At 62.2% G+C, this 15274-nt stretch carries 14 protein-coding genes; 10 read left to right on the top strand and 4 right to left on the bottom strand.

The window, feature by feature from the left end; translation table 11 throughout:
- Window positions 1-117 precede the first annotated feature (117 nt).
- The 4 genes from ASD01_RS08940 (at window position 118) to ASD01_RS08925 (ending at window position 4712) form a co-directional block, all read left to right on the top strand.
- Window positions 118-897 (top strand): ABC transporter ATP-binding protein, encoded by a 780-nt coding sequence (locus tag ASD01_RS08940; protein WP_034796481.1) that lies wholly within the window; start codon window positions 118-120, stop codon window positions 895-897.
- Window positions 898-904: 7 nt separating this feature from the next.
- Window positions 905-1828, top strand: a complete 924-nt coding sequence (locus ASD01_RS08935) for an ABC transporter permease (RefSeq protein WP_034796480.1) — start codon at window positions 905-907, stop codon at window positions 1826-1828.
- Between the two features lie 12 nt (window positions 1829-1840).
- A complete protein-coding gene (kynU, locus tag ASD01_RS08930; RefSeq protein WP_060643838.1) occupies window positions 1841-3082 on the top strand; it encodes a kynureninase in 1242 nt (413 codons plus the stop codon).
- Between the two features lie 199 nt (window positions 3083-3281).
- Complete coding sequence (locus tag ASD01_RS08925) at window positions 3282-4712, top strand: NAD-dependent succinate-semialdehyde dehydrogenase (RefSeq protein ID WP_034796477.1); 1431 nt, start codon at window positions 3282-3284, stop codon at window positions 4710-4712.
- A gap of 76 nt (window positions 4713-4788) precedes the next feature.
- Here the strand turns inward: ASD01_RS08925 and ASD01_RS08920 are convergent, their stop codons facing one another.
- Window positions 4789-5694 carry a LysR family transcriptional regulator gene (locus ASD01_RS08920; RefSeq protein ID WP_060580828.1) on the bottom strand — a complete coding sequence of 302 codons (906 nt, stop codon included), beginning with the start codon at window positions 5692-5694 and terminating at the stop codon, window positions 4789-4791.
- 143 nt (window positions 5695-5837) lie between these two features.
- On the opposite strand from ASD01_RS08920, the gene ASD01_RS08915 reads away from it, so the two are divergent.
- The 6 genes from ASD01_RS08915 to ASD01_RS08895 all read left to right on the top strand — a co-directional run bounded on the left by ASD01_RS08915 (window position 5838) and on the right by ASD01_RS08895 (window position 11861).
- Complete coding sequence (locus tag ASD01_RS08915) at window positions 5838-6794, top strand: dihydrodipicolinate synthase family protein (RefSeq protein WP_034796473.1); 957 nt, start codon at window positions 5838-5840, stop codon at window positions 6792-6794.
- Window positions 6795-6815: 21 nt separating this feature from the next.
- Window positions 6816-7358 (top strand): 3-hydroxyanthranilate 3,4-dioxygenase, encoded by a 543-nt coding sequence (locus ASD01_RS08910; protein WP_034796471.1) that lies wholly within the window; start codon window positions 6816-6818, stop codon window positions 7356-7358.
- A 29-nt stretch (window positions 7359-7387) separates the two neighbouring features.
- A complete protein-coding gene (locus ASD01_RS08905; protein WP_034796469.1) occupies window positions 7388-8194 on the top strand; it encodes an aspartate dehydrogenase in 807 nt (268 codons plus the stop codon).
- Window positions 8195-8973: 779 nt separating this feature from the next.
- Entirely contained in the window at window positions 8974-9150 is a 177-nt protein-coding gene (locus tag ASD01_RS36160) for a hypothetical protein (RefSeq protein ID WP_167550733.1), read from the top strand.
- A gap of 102 nt (window positions 9151-9252) precedes the next feature.
- Window positions 9253-11160 (top strand): sensor domain-containing diguanylate cyclase, encoded by a 1908-nt coding sequence (locus ASD01_RS08900; RefSeq protein WP_244495214.1) that lies wholly within the window; start codon window positions 9253-9255, stop codon window positions 11158-11160.
- A gap of 398 nt (window positions 11161-11558) precedes the next feature.
- A complete protein-coding gene (locus ASD01_RS08895) occupies window positions 11559-11861 on the top strand; it encodes an alkylphosphonate utilization protein (protein WP_034796466.1) in 303 nt (100 codons plus the stop codon).
- A 353-nt stretch (window positions 11862-12214) separates the two neighbouring features.
- On the opposite strand, the gene ASD01_RS08890 is transcribed toward ASD01_RS08895, so the two are convergent.
- Genes ASD01_RS08890 through ASD01_RS08880 form a run of 3 tightly spaced genes read right to left on the bottom strand, consistent with a single transcriptional unit; the run spans window position 12215 to window position 15272 of the window.
- Window positions 12215-13333: a RuBisCO large subunit C-terminal-like domain-containing protein gene (locus tag ASD01_RS08890; RefSeq protein ID WP_060643837.1), complete on the bottom strand. Its 1119-nt coding sequence runs from the start codon at window positions 13331-13333 to the stop codon at window positions 12215-12217.
- On the bottom strand, window positions 13333-14334 hold the full coding sequence (locus ASD01_RS08885) for a transketolase family protein (RefSeq protein WP_060643836.1): 1002 nt from the start codon (window positions 14332-14334) through the stop codon (window positions 13333-13335). The genes ASD01_RS08890 and ASD01_RS08885 overlap by 1 nt, the downstream gene beginning before the upstream one ends.
- A gap of 2 nt (window positions 14335-14336) precedes the next feature.
- The gene (locus ASD01_RS08880; protein ID WP_060643835.1) at window positions 14337-15272 is read right to left on the bottom strand and encodes a transketolase; all 936 of its coding nucleotides are present in this window, start codon (window positions 15270-15272) and stop codon (window positions 14337-14339) included.
- Window positions 15273-15274 lie beyond the last annotated feature (2 nt).

The following is a 15274-nucleotide window of genomic DNA, read 5'->3' as shown; positions in this document are numbered from 1 at the left end:
GCCACGACGCCGCCGTCCATGAGCGCGCCGCGCGCGCCCTGTCCATTCGTATTTACATGAATTCCGGAAGCAAGGCTGCGGAGGCGGCCTCTACGGAATTGCTCAGAGGAGGAACGGATGCTCGAAATCCGATCTGCACGAAAGGTCTTCTACAAGGGGCAGCCCGACGAGAAGATCGCCCTCAACGATCTCAGCCTGACGCTTCCGACCGGCAACTTCGCCATCGTCATCGGATCGAACGGCGCCGGCAAGAGCAGCATGCTCAATGCCATTTCCGGCGCGCTCATGCTCGATTCAGGCAAGATCCTCATCAACGGCGACGATGTGACGGCACTGCCCGTGCACAAACGTGCGACACGGGTGGCCCGGGTCTTCCAGGATCCGATGAAAGGCACCGCCGCCTCGATGACGGTTGCGGAAAACATGCTACTTGCCGAATTGCGCGGCAAGAAACTTGGCCTTGGCCGTGGCCTCAATGCCAGGCGGCTCGCAAGCTACCGCGAACGCCTCGCTGCGCTGAACCTCGGGCTCGAAAACCGACTGGACACGCGCGTCGAACTGCTTTCAGGCGGCCAGCGGCAATCGCTTTCGCTGATCATGGCGACGTGCGACCAGCCGGATCTGCTGCTCCTCGACGAGCATACCGCAGCCCTCGATCCCCGCACGGCTGACATCGTCATGCAGGCGACGGTACGCGCGGTCGAAGCCTTCAATCTCACCACGCTGATGGTGACGCACAACATGCAGCACGCCGTCGATTTCGGCCATAGCGTGGTGATGCTCGATGCCGGCCAGATCCGGCTCGAGATCACCGGCGCGGAAAAGGCCGAGGTCACGATCCCGAAACTCATTGGTCACTTCGGCATGAAGACCGACCGGATGCTGCTCGCAAGCTGAGACGGACATGGAAACGGTTTCTATGATATTTTCGAACTTCATCACGCTCGTCCCGGTCACGCTGGCGCAGAGCCTCATCCTTTCCTTCATCGTTCTCGGCATCATGCTGCCGTTCCGCACACTGAATTTTCCGGACCTGACGAGCGAGGGCGCATTCCCGCTCGGCGGCTGCGTCTGCGCGCTGTCGCTCGCCGGTGGCGCACCCGGTTGGCTGGCGATCCTCGTTGCGATGGCCGCAGGCTTCCTGGCGGGTAGCTGCACGGCCTTCGTGCATCTGCGCTTCCGCATCCACACGCTGCTTGCCGGCATTCTGATGATGACGATGCTCTACTCGATCAATCTGCGGCTGATGGGCAAGTCCAACCTCTCGGTGTACGGCACGCCAACCATTTTCGATGGCGTACCCTTTGCCGAGCCGGGTTTCCCGGTCGCGAAGATCGTCGTTGCAGGACTGCTCGGCATTGCCGTCTATTGCCTTTTGAACCTCTATTTCCGGACCGAACGCGGAACGGCCATGCGCGCCGTCGGCTCCAACCCGGATATGGCGGAAGCGCAGGGGATCAGCATCTGGGCCTTCACCATCGGTGGGGTCGGTCTAGCCGGTGCCTTCTCGGCCACCAGCGGCGCGCTCATGGTGCAGTCGCAGGGGTTTGCGGACGTCAACATGGGCATCGGTACGCTGATCAACGGCCTTGCGGCGCTGATGATCGGCGAAGCCATTGTCGGCAAGCAGACGATCCGGCGCCAGCTTGCGGCACCCTTCGTCGGAGCCATCGTCTACTACCAGCTTGTCTCGCTCTGCCTTGCCGCCGGCATGCCGCCGACCGACCTGAAACTTGCCACCGGCCTCTTCGTGCTCGCCATGCTGGCGCTCCCAACCCTCAAGCGCGCCCGCGGCCCCATGCCGGCCCGCGAAACCGTCCGTGAATAGAAGGACTGCCCCATGAACATCGATATCCATGCTGTCGAGGCGCTCGACCGCGACGACCCGCTCGCGGCCTTCAAGAAGCGCTTTGATTTGCCCGAAGGCGTCATCTATCTCGACGGCAATTCGCTCGGCGCGGCACTTCATGCCTCCTATGCCGAAATCGAGAAGGCCGCGAAACTCGAATGGGGCCGCGACCTCATTCGCAGCTGGAACACGGCTGGCTGGTTCGCCCTGCCGCTGACGCTCGGCGACCGCGTCGGCCGCCTCATTGGCGCAGCACCCGGCCAGACGGCCGTGACCGACCACACCTCGGCCAATGTCTACAAGGCGCTGCACGCCGCACTCGGCCTCAATGCGGAGCGCAAGGTCATTGTCGCGGAAAGCGAGAGCTTCCCGACCGATCTTTACATGGCTGAGGGCGTGATTGCGACGCGGCCCGGTACCGTCCTGCGGCTTGAGGGCGTCGATGGCCCGCGGATCGAAGACGTGATCGACGAGAGCGTCGCCGTGGTGCTCGTCAATCACGTCAACTACAAGACCGGCGCTCTGCGCGATATGGCGGCGCTGACCAAGCGCGCGCACGATGTGGGTGCGCTCGTCGTCTGGGATCTCTGCCATTCGGCCGGTGCGCTGCCGGTGGAACTCGATCGCTGCAACGTCGATTTCGCCGTCGGTTGCACCTACAAGTATCTGAATGGTGGCCCCGGTGCGCCAGCCTTTATCTATGTTGCCAGGCGCCATCAGGAAAAGGCCAGCCAACCGCTCAGTGGCTGGTGGGGCCACGCCCGTCCATTCGCTTTCGAGCGCAATTACGACGGCGGCGCGGGCATCTTGCGCTTCCTCTCCGGCACGCAGCCAATCTTGTCGCTGCGCACGCTTTCGGCCGCGCTCGATCTTTGGGATGAAGTGGACATGACGGCCATCCGCCGGAAGAGCATCGCACTCACCGACCTCTTCATAAAGCTCGTCGAAGCGCGTTGCGGCGCGCATGGCCTGAAGCTGGTCGGTCCAAGGGACGGCACGGTGCGCGGCAGCCAGGTCTCCTTCGAGCACGAGGGGGCCTATGAAATCATGCAGGCTCTGATCGAGCGGGGCGTCATCGGTGACTTCCGCGCCCCGGCCACCATCCGTTTCGGTTTCACACCGCTCTATACGAATTTTAAGGATGTGTGGAACGCCGTGGACGTGCTGCATGACGTGATGGAGACTGGCGCTTGGCGCGACGCCCGCTTTGCTGTCCGTAGCGCCGTGACCTGATCGCGATCGCTTGTGAAAAATGGAAAAGCGCTTTCCCTGTCCGGGAAGGCGCTTTTTTTCGTTTGGGCTGGCTCGAGACTTATCACATCTCGATATCAATTCATTCAACCTATGTGGATTGTTATATTAGACCGCTGATTGCATCCATTACCGGAACAGGAAGGCGCAGCCTCTGAAGGAATGGCGAAAAGGCAATCTCATGGCTCAGGATACGCATGCTCAGCTCTATATCGGCGGCAAATGGAGGGCGACCTCTGAGACGCTCGCCGTCATCAACCCCGCCAATGAGGATGTCATCGGCAAGGTGGCGGTCGCCCGCGAGACGGATCTCGCCGACGCAACGGACGCTGCCTGGCAGGGCTTTCAGGCCTGGAGCCGGACATCGCCGGCTGCCCGCGCGGCGATCATCCTGAAGGCGGCCCAGCTTATGCGCGAGCGCTCAGAGGAGATCGCGCGTTCGATCACGCTCGAAAACGGCAAGCCGCTTTCCGAGGCGCGGTCCGAGGTCATTCGCGGTTGCGAATTCTTCGAATGGGACGCCGGCGAATGCGTGCGTCTCTACGGCCGGGTTATCCCGAGCGCGCCGGGCATCCGCTACATCGTGCTGCAGGAACCGATCGGCCCGGTCGCGGCGTTCTCGCCCTGGAACTTCCCGATGAGCCAGCCCGCCCGCAAGATCGGCGGCGCACTTGCGGCCGGCTGCTCCATCATCATGAAGGCGTCCGAGGAGACGCCAACCGGCGTCGTGCACATAGCGCGGGCGTTCCACGATGCAGGCCTTCCTGCCGGTGTACTCAACCTCGTCTTCGGCCACCCCGCCGAAATCTCAGGCTATCTCATCCCTCAGGACCGGATCCGCATGGTCGCCTTCACCGGCTCGACCGTCATCGGAAAGCACCTGACGACGCTCGCTTCGCAAGTGATGAAACCGGCGCTGATGGAACTTGGCGGCCACGCGCCCGTCATCGTCTGCGAGGATGCCGATCCGGTTGCGGCCGGCATTGCCTGCGCCACCCGCAAGTATCGCAATTCCGGCCAGGTCTGCACCTCGCCGACGCGCTTCTTCGTGCACGAAACGCTCTACAGGCGCTTCACCGACGCCTTCGTGGAGAAGGCGCGTTCGATCAAGGTCGGTGACGGCCTCGACGCAGGGACGCAGATGGGCCCGGTGGCCAACGATCGCCGCATCGCTGCCCTCCAGGAGCTTGTCGACGATGCACGCGCAAAGGGCGCCCGCATCCTGTGCGGCGGCGGACGTCTGGACGGCAAGGGCTACTTCTTCGCGCCGACCGCGATTGCCGATCTGCCGGATGATGCCCGCGCGCTCAGCGAAGAGCCCTTCGGCCCGCTCGCGCTGATCAATCCGGTTGCCTCGATCGACGAAGCGCTTACGAAAGCGAATGCGCTTCCGTTTGGTCTTGCCGCCTATGGCTTCACCAACTCGGCCGCCAACATCGACCGCCTGATGCAGGGCATCGAGGCCGGCAATCTTTCGATCAACACGCTCGAGGCCTCCGTCGCCGAAACGCCGTTCGGTGGCGTCAAGGAAAGCGGCCTTGGCCGCGAGGGTGGCGCGGAGGGCCTGCATCACTACACCGTCGTCAAGAACGTCTCGCTGCGCACCGCCTGACGGCATCGCGCGCCGCAATGAATGGATGATCAGGCCGAAACCTCTGTCTGGGTGGTTTCGGCCTTCTTGCGTTCCATCAGCCGACAACCGGGACCATGTCGCGCAGCACCTTGCGCAGCAGTGTGCGCACCGCGAGCGTCGCGGGGGAGGGCGTGCGTTCGCGCGCCGTGATGACAGAGACATCGCGGGCAATCGACGGCTCGACCAACGGGCGGGCTGAGATCTTCCGACCGTTGAGGCCGGTAAAGGCATAGGTCGGCAGGATGGCAACCCCCGCCTCCCGCTCGACGAGCGAAAGGGCCGTGTTGATCTGGTGCACTTCGAGAGAAGGGCGCAGTGGCACGCCGGCGCTTTCGAAGCCGACCTCGGTCAGAAGACGGATATTGCTTTCGCGCGTCAGCGTGATGATCGGCTGGTCGGAAAGCGCGGACCAGGCCACTTCGGCCTTCGTGCAGATGGCGTGGCCCTCGGGCGCAAAAACCATCAGCTGGTCGCGCAGCACGCGTTGGATCTCAAGGCCGTCCTCGTCGCTGGCAAAGGTGCCGACGCCGAGGTCGCAGAGGCCACTGCGCACCCGGGGCGCGATCATGTCCGTCACGACGTCCTCGATCCTGAGTTTGAGGTTCGGATGGCTTTGAGCGACTTCCTGCAGCAGGCGCGGCAGCACGGTTGCGCCAAGGAAGGGCGGGGCGGCGATGCGCACCAGGCCCGTTCTCAGTTGCCCGAGATCGTGCACCGCATCGACGGCGCGCTCGATTTCCGCAAGGCCGGGCAGCGCGGCCGCCGCAAAGACCCGACCGGCCTCGGTCAGTTCGACGCGTCGGGTCGTGCGGTCGAAGAGCCGCGCGCCGAGCAGCGCCTCGAGGTCGCGGATCGCATGCGAGATGCCGGCCTGGCTGGTGCGCAAGCGTTCGGCGGCGCGGGAGAAGTTGCCGAGTTCGACCACGGCCTGAAAACACTTGATCTGACGGAGATTGAGCATCGCGGGATCCATACTGATTTCGGCATGAATATATACAGACTATGTGTCTTAATGAATAAAAAAATCCTGCGCTAAATGCGCCGAGAGAGAGACCGGAGCGGTTGCTTCACGCGCCACCGGACGGACATGCGACAGGGAGCGTCATGAAATACCAGCGTAAAGATGCAAAGGCCCATTCCCGTGCCACAATGCGCGGCATCTGGGCGGCGGCGAACACGCCGTTTACGGCCGATGGCGCCATCGACGAAGAGGGCTACCGCCGCAATGTCGAGCATTGGATTTCCGATCTCGGTATCGACGGCCTCTTCATTGCCGGCAAGCAGGGTGAGTTCTTCTCCATGTCGGTCGACGAGCGCAAGCGGATGTTCGATCTATCGGTGGAAGCGGCCGGAGGACGGGCGCAGACGATCATGTCCTGCTCCGACCAGAACATGGATGTGGTGATCGATCTTGCCCGTCATGCGCAGGCCTGCGGCGCCGACTACATCGTCGTGCATGCGCCGATCCTGCATTTCTTCAAGCAGCAGGACGAAACGCTGCTGCGCTACTATGAGGCCATCGCCTCAAAGGTGGATATCGGCATGGCGCTGTGGTCGCATCCCGACAGCGGCTATCTGATGAGCCCGGAACTGTGCAACCGGCTTGCCGACATCGAGACGGTGGTAGCGATCAAGTATTCGGTGCCGCGCGCCATGTACAAGGCGCTGACGGCGCTCGCCGGCGACCGCATCCTCGTCTCGACCGCTTCGGAAGAGGAATGGCTGGATAACGTCTTGGAACTCGGTTGGCAGCTTTATCTCTGCTCGTCGCCACCCTACACGCTCCAGACCAAGGCCGACCGGCGCATGGCCGAGTACACAGCACTCGCCTTTGCCGGAAAGGCCGAGGAGAGCCGCGCCGTCAGCGCGAGCCTGCAAGGGGTGCGTGACGCCTTCCGCAAGTCCAAGCCCGCGGAAAAGCCCCATGCGCACCAGAAGTACTGGCAGGAACTGCTTGGCCAAGTGGGGGGAGCCGTCCGCCAGCCACTGCTGGAGCTGACGGATGCGGAAAAGAGACTGACCAGAGCCGCCTTCGAGGAATGCGGCCTGAAACTGCGCTGAACGGGACAGGGAGGAATATCGATGACGAAGCTCAAGGCGTTCAATCTGCAAAAGTGGATCGACGAGCACAAGCACCTGCTGAAGCCGCCGGTCGGCAACCAACAGATCTGGAAAGACGCCGACCTCATGGTGACGATAGTCGGTGGCCCCAACAAGCGCACCGACTATCACGACGATCCCGTCGAGGAGTTCTTCTACCAGCTAAAGGGCGACATGGTGCTGAAGCTCTATGACGGCAAGGAATTCTACGACGTGCCGATCCGGGAGGGCGACATCTTCCTGCTGCCGCCGCATGTGCGCCACTCGCCGCAGCGGCCGATGGTGGGATCGATCGGCCTTGTGATCGAGCCCACGCGGCCTGAGGGCCTGCTCGACGCTGTCGAATGGTACTGCTTCGAATGCACGGAGCTTGTGCACCGCGCGGAGGTAGACCTCGAATCCATCGTCGACGATCTGCCGCCGATCTATCAGGCCTTCTATGCGGACGAAAAGCTGCGCACGTGCCCGAAATGCGGAACCGTGCACCCCGGCAAGACCCCGCCCGAGGGCTGGGTGACGCTCTGAACCCGGCAGCCAACCAGCAAAGGATCGTCATGTCGAAAGTCGAAGCCATCTGCCTCGTGGGCTGGGGCGCCATCGGACAGCGGGTGGCAGCACTTCTTAAGGCGCGGGGCGCGAACGCCCGGATTGTCGGGATCGCCGTGCGCGATCCCAGGGAAATCGAAGCGACCATGCCGGAAGGGGCGGTTCATGTTGCCGGTCCAGAAGCGCTGACGGCGACCGGCGCGACGTTGGTCGTCGAGGCGGCGAGCCGCGAAAGCGTCCAGCCCTTCGCCCGGGCGGCATTGGCGGCGGGCATGGATTTCGCGGTGTCCTCGACCTCGGCCCTGGTGGATGCCACCGTGCTCGACGAACTCGTGGAACTTGCGCGGCGGAACGGTTGCAAGCTTATCATACCGCCGGGCGCGCTCGGCGGCATCGATGCGCTGTCGGCGGCCTCACGGTTGGGTCTGGACAGCGTGGAGCACATCATCACCAAGCCCGCGAGGGCCTGGTTTGGGACGCCCGCCGAAGAGTGCTGTCGCCTAGGCGAACTTCAGGAAGCGGAAGCTTTCTTTGCAGGATCGGCCGCTGAGGCGGCGACGGCTTTTCCGCAAAATGCCAATGTGGCGGCGACCATCTCCCTTGCCGGCATCGGTATGGAACATACGCGTGTGCAGCTCGTCGCCGATCCCAAAGCAGTGGAAAACACGCACAGCATTATCGCCCGCGGCGCCTTCGGCACACTCGAAATCCGCCTTCAGAACCGCCCGCTCGCAACCAATCCGAAATCCTCGGAGATGACGGCACTGAACCTCGTTCGCCTGATCGAGAACAGGACAAGCGCGCTTGTCCTTTAGTCGGTAGCTGCCGCTCGACTGCTCGGCCATTGCCGTTCCGGGCAGATCTTTGTGCTGCCGGCAACCGCATGCGCCGCTTTATCCGTTGGCTCTATCGAAACCACCTTTGGCATCGTCGGTGAAACACGCGTGCGGTGGTGCTTGAACGCCCAGACGTTGCGGGGGCAGTCGCTCCGACGCGGGTTTTCACGCTCTTCCTAGCAAGCCGTCGGCCGATCCAGGAGAGGTAGGAGGTGGTTTTTCCTGCTGTCAACGGGGGATAAGCGGGACAGAATCGCATTGCGCGAAAGCTACGCGATACAGTGATGCGCGCCAATGTGCCTGCTGCCGAACGAAGGCTGGATCAACTTCTTGCCCGCCAGGCTCGTCTCGAAGGAGAGCGGAGATGGTCACCGCGGAGTTCGAACCCCGGCAAAACGTCTAGAACGCGGGTTGATGCCGCAGAGGAAGTAACGATGGCCGGCGAGCGACGTAAGCCTGCGAGTGGCTCGATGCCTGTCTTTGTGAAGCTCGTTTCGGGAACAAGAGCGAAGCGCGGCCGTTCTACGGTCAGACCTGCCTCATCGAGCCCGCACTTGGAGCAACGGCCGAAGGGAAGAGATCTGACAGTGGCGTCAGCGCAATCGCGCCCCTACCCGAAGGGACGCAGCGCGCTGCAGCACACTGCCACACCCACAGTGAAAATACGCCCGTTTCTCGCACGACCTTCGGGCAAGGTCCGCTTGCGAGACGAATGCGTTGCGATAGAGTTGCTCTGCGATTCGTCGCCTGGAGGAAAGATGCGTCAGCAGACAAAGCCGTTTATCGTTGAGATCAAGCAGTCCCGAAAGCTTAAACCCAACGGCGAAAAACTATCGATCTGGGGGAAACTGGATTTGAGCGTTGCCGAAGAGCACGTGGCATCCGAGAACCCAGTAGAGGCACCGGCCGCCATCGAAAGCGGCGACCGGCTCTAGCGCGCGATCGGCGCAAACCCTCAAAGAGCCATCTCAAACATCCGTCGTGTCCGGTTGCAGTTCATGAAGAGAGGCGGTCGCGCCCTCTTCTGGAGCGGCCGCATGGATGATTGCCCGCTTGTCGTCGTCCAGCGCCTTGCGCCAGAATTGAAGACAGGAAGTGTGAGCGGGCCGCGGTTCGCGTTCAGGCGCTATAGCAAGGTCGGCGCCTTTCGCCGAGCCGATAACAGGCGCGTTTTTGCGGCGCTTAATGGTATCGAAAGCTTCTGGCTGTATCGAAGCCCTATGCTTGGGGGTGGGTTTCGAAGTCGTGCTTTGGCAGTATTTCTGCTTTTGTTGATGCTGACGCACTTGGGCGTTGGATCGACCCACGCTGGTGATTCCAGCAACATTCGCAATTCCTGCTGGGCATCCGGCCGCATCTCAGAGAACGTGATCACCATAGCTTTGGCAGCCGAGCGGTGGTCCTGTGATGACCGGAAATTCTCGATTGATTCCGAGCGAGTGCTGCTTCGTTTCGATCTCAGGCCGGGCGAGAGCCCTCCTCGATACTTTCTCTCCAGGCGGAGCGCACTTGAGGCGGTGCATCTCCTTGCAATCGACCAGGACGGCGCGGTGCGGCAAGCCTCCGTTTCTGCAGCAGCGTTGCCCAGCTCAATGGCCGGTGGGTATTTCAAGGCTCCCCTGCCTGTAGTGACAGATGCGACGCGGCAAGTCGTCGTCGCAATCGATTTGCCCAGCCATCGGATGACACTGGAGCGAGCATATCTTGCACCAGTGGATGTCGCAGTCGATAGCATCGACGATATGCAACTCCTGACGTTCGTCGCAGGCCTAGCTGGCATGCTCGCCATGCTTCTGATCTTCAATGCGGCGTTCTATCGGATCCTGCGCGAACCTTTTGTTCTCTGGCACTCGGCTTTGACGCTGTCGTTGCTGATGACCATTATGACCTCATCAAGTTTGTCAGTCGTATTTTTCGACCCGCCGGCCATGACTTTGAGCTGGATGACCACCTTGCTCTTCGGGATGACGGTCGCATCAGGAGCGATGTTTACGTACAGCTTCATCGAACCTGGACTGATGCATCCTGCACTACGGCGTCTGCTACCCTATTGTGCGGCATCGGCATTGTTCCTGAGTGCGTTTCACGCGGCATTCCCGTTCGTTGCGCGGCCAATACAATCGACCGCGTACACGGCTGCGTTTGCACCGATCCTCATCATTTTCATACTGTCGATGGTCGACGCATTGCGCCGCGGGAGCCGCGCGGCAAAATTTCAGGCAGTCGGATACACGCCAATGATCGCGGTCGGCTTGATCCGGCTGGTGACGGGCGTCGTACCCTGGTTCGACAGCATCGACGCCACGCTCGCGTTTTATGCTGGCTGTCTATTCGAAGCCCTCTTCACCACGCTCGGCGTAGCTGATCGCTTCGTGACCATGAAGCGGGAGCGAGATCGCGCACGCATCGAAGCCGATCTGCTTGAACGGCTTTCCGAAACGGACCCATTGACGGGATTGCTCAATCGTCGAGCTATTGAGGGACAGTTCGCGCAGCTTCGAGCTGATGGCTTTGCAACACTGGCGGTCATTGACCTTGATCATTTCAAGTCAATCAATGACGTAAACGGACATGCCGTTGGAGATGCCGTGCTCAAAGCTGTAGCCAATGCTTTCCAGACAGGGCCGGACGTGCGGGCATACCGTCTTGGCGGTGAAGAATTTGTACTTCTCTTGCGCGGCAATGATGCCGCCACCCTGGCCGAACGCCGGCGACAGGCAATTCCGGTAATTGTAGCCAGTACCGTTCCGGGTCTCGAGCGACCTGTAACCGCCAGCATGGGAGTGGCGGATACCTTCGGCGATGAAGGTTTTGAGAAACTCTATGAACGGGCCGACAAGCTCCTCTACGAAGCAAAGAGCGCGGGCCGAAATCGAACTCGGAGCACCATCAAGGCAGAGACGGATCTGGAAATCTTTGTGAAAGACCAGGCTTTCGCCAACTAGAGCACTCACAGTGCTGAATGAACGGGGGCGGAGGTTGGTTGCGGGCTTGGCCATGTCTCTTTCTTTCGGGCCGAAGTGGTTCCGGCCCAGTGCCGAACCGGCGGAAGACGGCCGCTTCAATGTTCGGGCTCGGCCGGACAAGCGGAGACGATCTGCGGGCATACGAGGCAGTGCCCTGCGAAAGGCAAGCGGGTCCGCTCCGCGCGGCGACGGATGCCGGCCGCCACGCGGCGCAAATGCGGCCTTATAGCGGACGACCGACGTTTTAGACCGCAGCAAAACCGAAGGACGAGCCGTGACATTTGCGTCAGCACCGCAGAGAAGGTAGGGGTGCACCCCTATTGCAGCGATCGCGGCCGCGACCACTGCAAGATCCGAAAAACCATGCAAGGCAGACCATGAGCGACCAGAACGACGACTACGTGTACGACGATGTAACGGGTGAGTGGCGGCCAGCCTCCGAACTTGCTGCCGAGAAAGCAAGAGCCGCCGAGGTTCGCGATGCGTCAGGGACCGTCCTTGCAGATGGCGACTCAGTCGTTTTGATCAAGGATCTCAAGGTAAAGGGTGCCGGGCAAACGCTGAAGCAGGGAACGGTGATCAAGTCGATCCGGCTAACTGATAATCCTGAAGAAATCGATTGCCGCCATGAGGCGATCAAAGGTCTTGTTCTACGCACTGAGTTTGTTCGCAAACGCTAGACGTTCGAAGCGTAACAGGTGATCGGCAGTCCTGAAGCGGCGCCGACGTCTTCGGAAGCGCTCAGCTTGAGGGCCGAGGAGTTGTCGCCGCTTAGCCCAGCGGTTTGGTCGGCGTTCTCGGCCGTTGTAATGCCGACCCGCACTTCCAACGCATAGCGACAACGGAGCGCGACTAAGCGGATTGCGGCCCATGAGCTCGCAGTCGCGCTGGATGGCAGCCTGGTCGCAGGCTGCGGCCATCCGCTAGCTGCTTCTCTTGCCGCGCAACGGGAGGGCCGCCCTTTCGCCTACGGGAATACGAGGGCTGCACCATCCCGGCTCGACCCTTCCGGCTCGACCCATGGCGAGTGCGTCTAGCTATGGACCGCGGCGACCAGGCGGCGGCAGGCCTCCACGAGGTTCGGTTGCTGAAGCAGGGCGCCGCCGATCAGATACATGACGTCGTTGCCGTAGGCCTCACGCATCTCGGGAACGCGCTCGAAGGTCATGCCGCCACCGGGTGCAGCGACGATCGCCTTCGGCCCCCTCATGTCGGCCGCGCAGGCCCGAGCAATCGACAGGCATTCCTCTCGCGTGAAACCGAAGCGGCCTCCGAAGTTCGGGTAGATCACCGCATCCGCGCCCATCAGGCGATGCAGCGTGCCGAAGAACGAACGGTGCGAGAAGCCGCAATCGGCAGAAACCACATTTGCGCCGGAGAAGGCTGGGTGCGAAACGATCGGCAAGGTGAAATCGGGATCGGCCGCAAGTGTGCGCACGACATCATAGCCGGTCAATGCCGGGGCCAGCATCACGGCGCCTGCACCGGCGGCCTGCGCTTCCTTCGCCCGGTCAAGCACGGCCGAAGCCGGCCCGGTGACATTCGGCACGAAGCTTGTCCTGCCGCCGGTTTTGGCATTGGCCTCGCCGACGGCCTCGATGCAGGCCTTCAAGCGTTCATTAAAAGGCGACGTCACCTGATCGACGAGACCATGGTCGTCCTTGACGAAGTGCATGCCGCCAAGCGCGAAATCATGGGCGCGGCTCGCAAGTTCGGATGTCGAAAGCCCGACGGGCTTGATCGCCGACATCAACAGAGGGCTTTCGCCCACGCCGGCGCGGGCGCGAAGCCCGGCAATGCCGTGGCGGGGTCCTGTGCAAAGCGCAAGGATACCCGGCGAAAGACCGATATCCTCGACCTTCAGGCCGGGCTTGATGGAGCTGTTGCCGAAGATGACGTTCAAGAGCTGCAGAAAGTCGCCGCCGACATCGTCGTCGGAATAGGAGATCGAGGCAAGAAAGCCCGGCCGGCCGGCCGGATCCGGCTTCAGGTCTTCCAGCTTGCCGAGGATTTCATCCTCGACGTAGCCCTTGGGAACGGCGCTGCGCGGAATTTCGACGGTCTGCTCCAGAGCGATATCCAGCGCTCGCGCCTTAGCCTCGTCGGCGTCAGCGGCACGCACGTAGTAGGTGACGGTGAAACGCGGAGCCACTAGAGCGCCTCCGCCTTCTGCGCCGAATGCACGTGGTCGATGCGGACCTCCGTCAATTCGTCCTCGCCAATCTCCAGAGGCTTGCCGACCAATTCGCTGATGGCGCCAACGAGCGCGCCGGCGTCGAGGCCATACTTCTTCATGAGGTAGGGCTTGGACGCGCCATGGGCGAAGGTGTCGTTGAGGCCCAGCCGCTTCAGGCGAATGCCGAGGCCTTCTTCGGCCAGAATTTCCGCCACGAGCGAGCCGAGGCCACCGACGATGGTGTGGTTTTCCAGCGTGACGATCCCCTTCTTGCCCCGCGCGGCCTTCAAAAGGCCTTCGCGATCGAAGGGTTTCAAGGTCGAGGCGTGCAGATGGGTGATGCCGATGCCGCGTGCCTGAAGCGGTTGGGTGGCGCGCAGTGCTTCCTCGGTGCAGACGCCTGAGGAAACGACGAGAATGTCGTCGCCCTCGGACAGAACCCGCAGCTTGTTGAACGCGAAAGGCGTGGAGAAGAGACGCGGGACCTCGCCGCGAAGCACACGTACATAGACAGGGCCATCGATGCTGTCGGCCACTTCAAGCACGGTCTCCACCTCGGTCGCGTCACCGGTCTCGAGGATCGTCATGTTTGGTACGGCGCGCAGAACGGCAACGTCCTCGATCGCCTGATGGGTGATGCCGCCGGGCGTGGTGATACCGGGCAGGAAGCCCATCAGCCGCACCTTGCGATTGGAATACGCGATGGAGTTGATCAGCTGATCATAGGGGCGGCGATAGAGGAAAACCGAGAAGGTGTGAATGAACGGCCGGTAGCCTTCCATCGCCAGCCCGCCGGCAAAGGACAACATGTTCTGCTCGGCCATGCCGAGCGAGAGGAACTGCTGCGGATGCCGGTCGCGGAAGCCGTCGACCTCGCAGGACGAGGTCAGGTCGGCGGAAAGGCAGAGGACTTCGGGTCGCGCGGTCGCGAAGGTTTCGAATGCCTTGGCGTAGGGACGATTGACGATCTCGACCATATTCAGGCCCCTTTCATTGCGTCGGCGTCGACGCCGAGTTCGGCCGCAAGTGCCGCCTGCATTTCAAGCCGCTCTTCCTGGCTCTTGAAGCGAACGTAATGAAGCCGCGGGAAACGTTTCTTAAGGAAGTCCATGCCCTGGTAGGGCGAGGTGTTGGCGAGGATGACCAGCGGCTTGCCGGGCTCGGTGCTTCCGGCCGCGGCCCTGAGCGCTTCCAGGTCGTGCCCGTCCACCGAGCGGCAGGTGACGCCGAAGGCGCTCACCCGGGCCGCGAGATTGCCAAGGTCGAGCACCGACGACATGGCGCCGTCGCATTGCTGGCGGTTCACGTCGACGACGACGCGAATGTTGTCGATGCCGTGGTAGCTCAGCGCCGCAAGGCACTCCCAGGTTTGGCCTTCCTGGAACTCGCCGTCCGACATGTAGACCCAGACCTTGCCCGGCTCCTTCTTCTGCAGCCGCGCCCAGGCGACGCCCGAGGCCATGGACAGACCCTGCGCCAGCGAGCCCGTGGTCACTTCCATGCCGGGGCTGTGCTCGGCGCCGATCATCTCGACCGAACCGCCGTCCTTGTTGAAGTGATCGAGCGCGTGCTCGTCCATGCGCCCCATCTCGATCAGCGCCGAATAGATGACGAGCGCATAGTGGGCGGGCGAGATGAAGAAACGGTCGAACGCCGGCCCAACCGGTCCGTGATAGCCGGCGCCGGTAAAGGCGTCCGGATTGTGCGCCGAAGGAACACCGCGAAACGGCAGCGGCACCTTCGGCAACGTCGGCTCGCCGAGCGTCAGAAGCTCGTTATAGAGCAGCGCAAGGCTTTCGGCAGCCGAGCAGGCCTGGCTGAGGTAACCGCCATTGTTCTTCATCGTGTGGAAGAACACCCGTCGGCGGATGCCGAGCGCGATCTCTTCCGTTGAAACCCGGTTCGTGAGTGTCATCG

This window comes from Ensifer sp. Root423, assembly GCF_001426275.1.
Classification (GTDB): Bacteria; Pseudomonadota; Alphaproteobacteria; order Rhizobiales; family Rhizobiaceae; genus Ensifer; species Ensifer adhaerens.
This window is presented reverse-complemented; position numbering and strand designations above follow the sequence as displayed.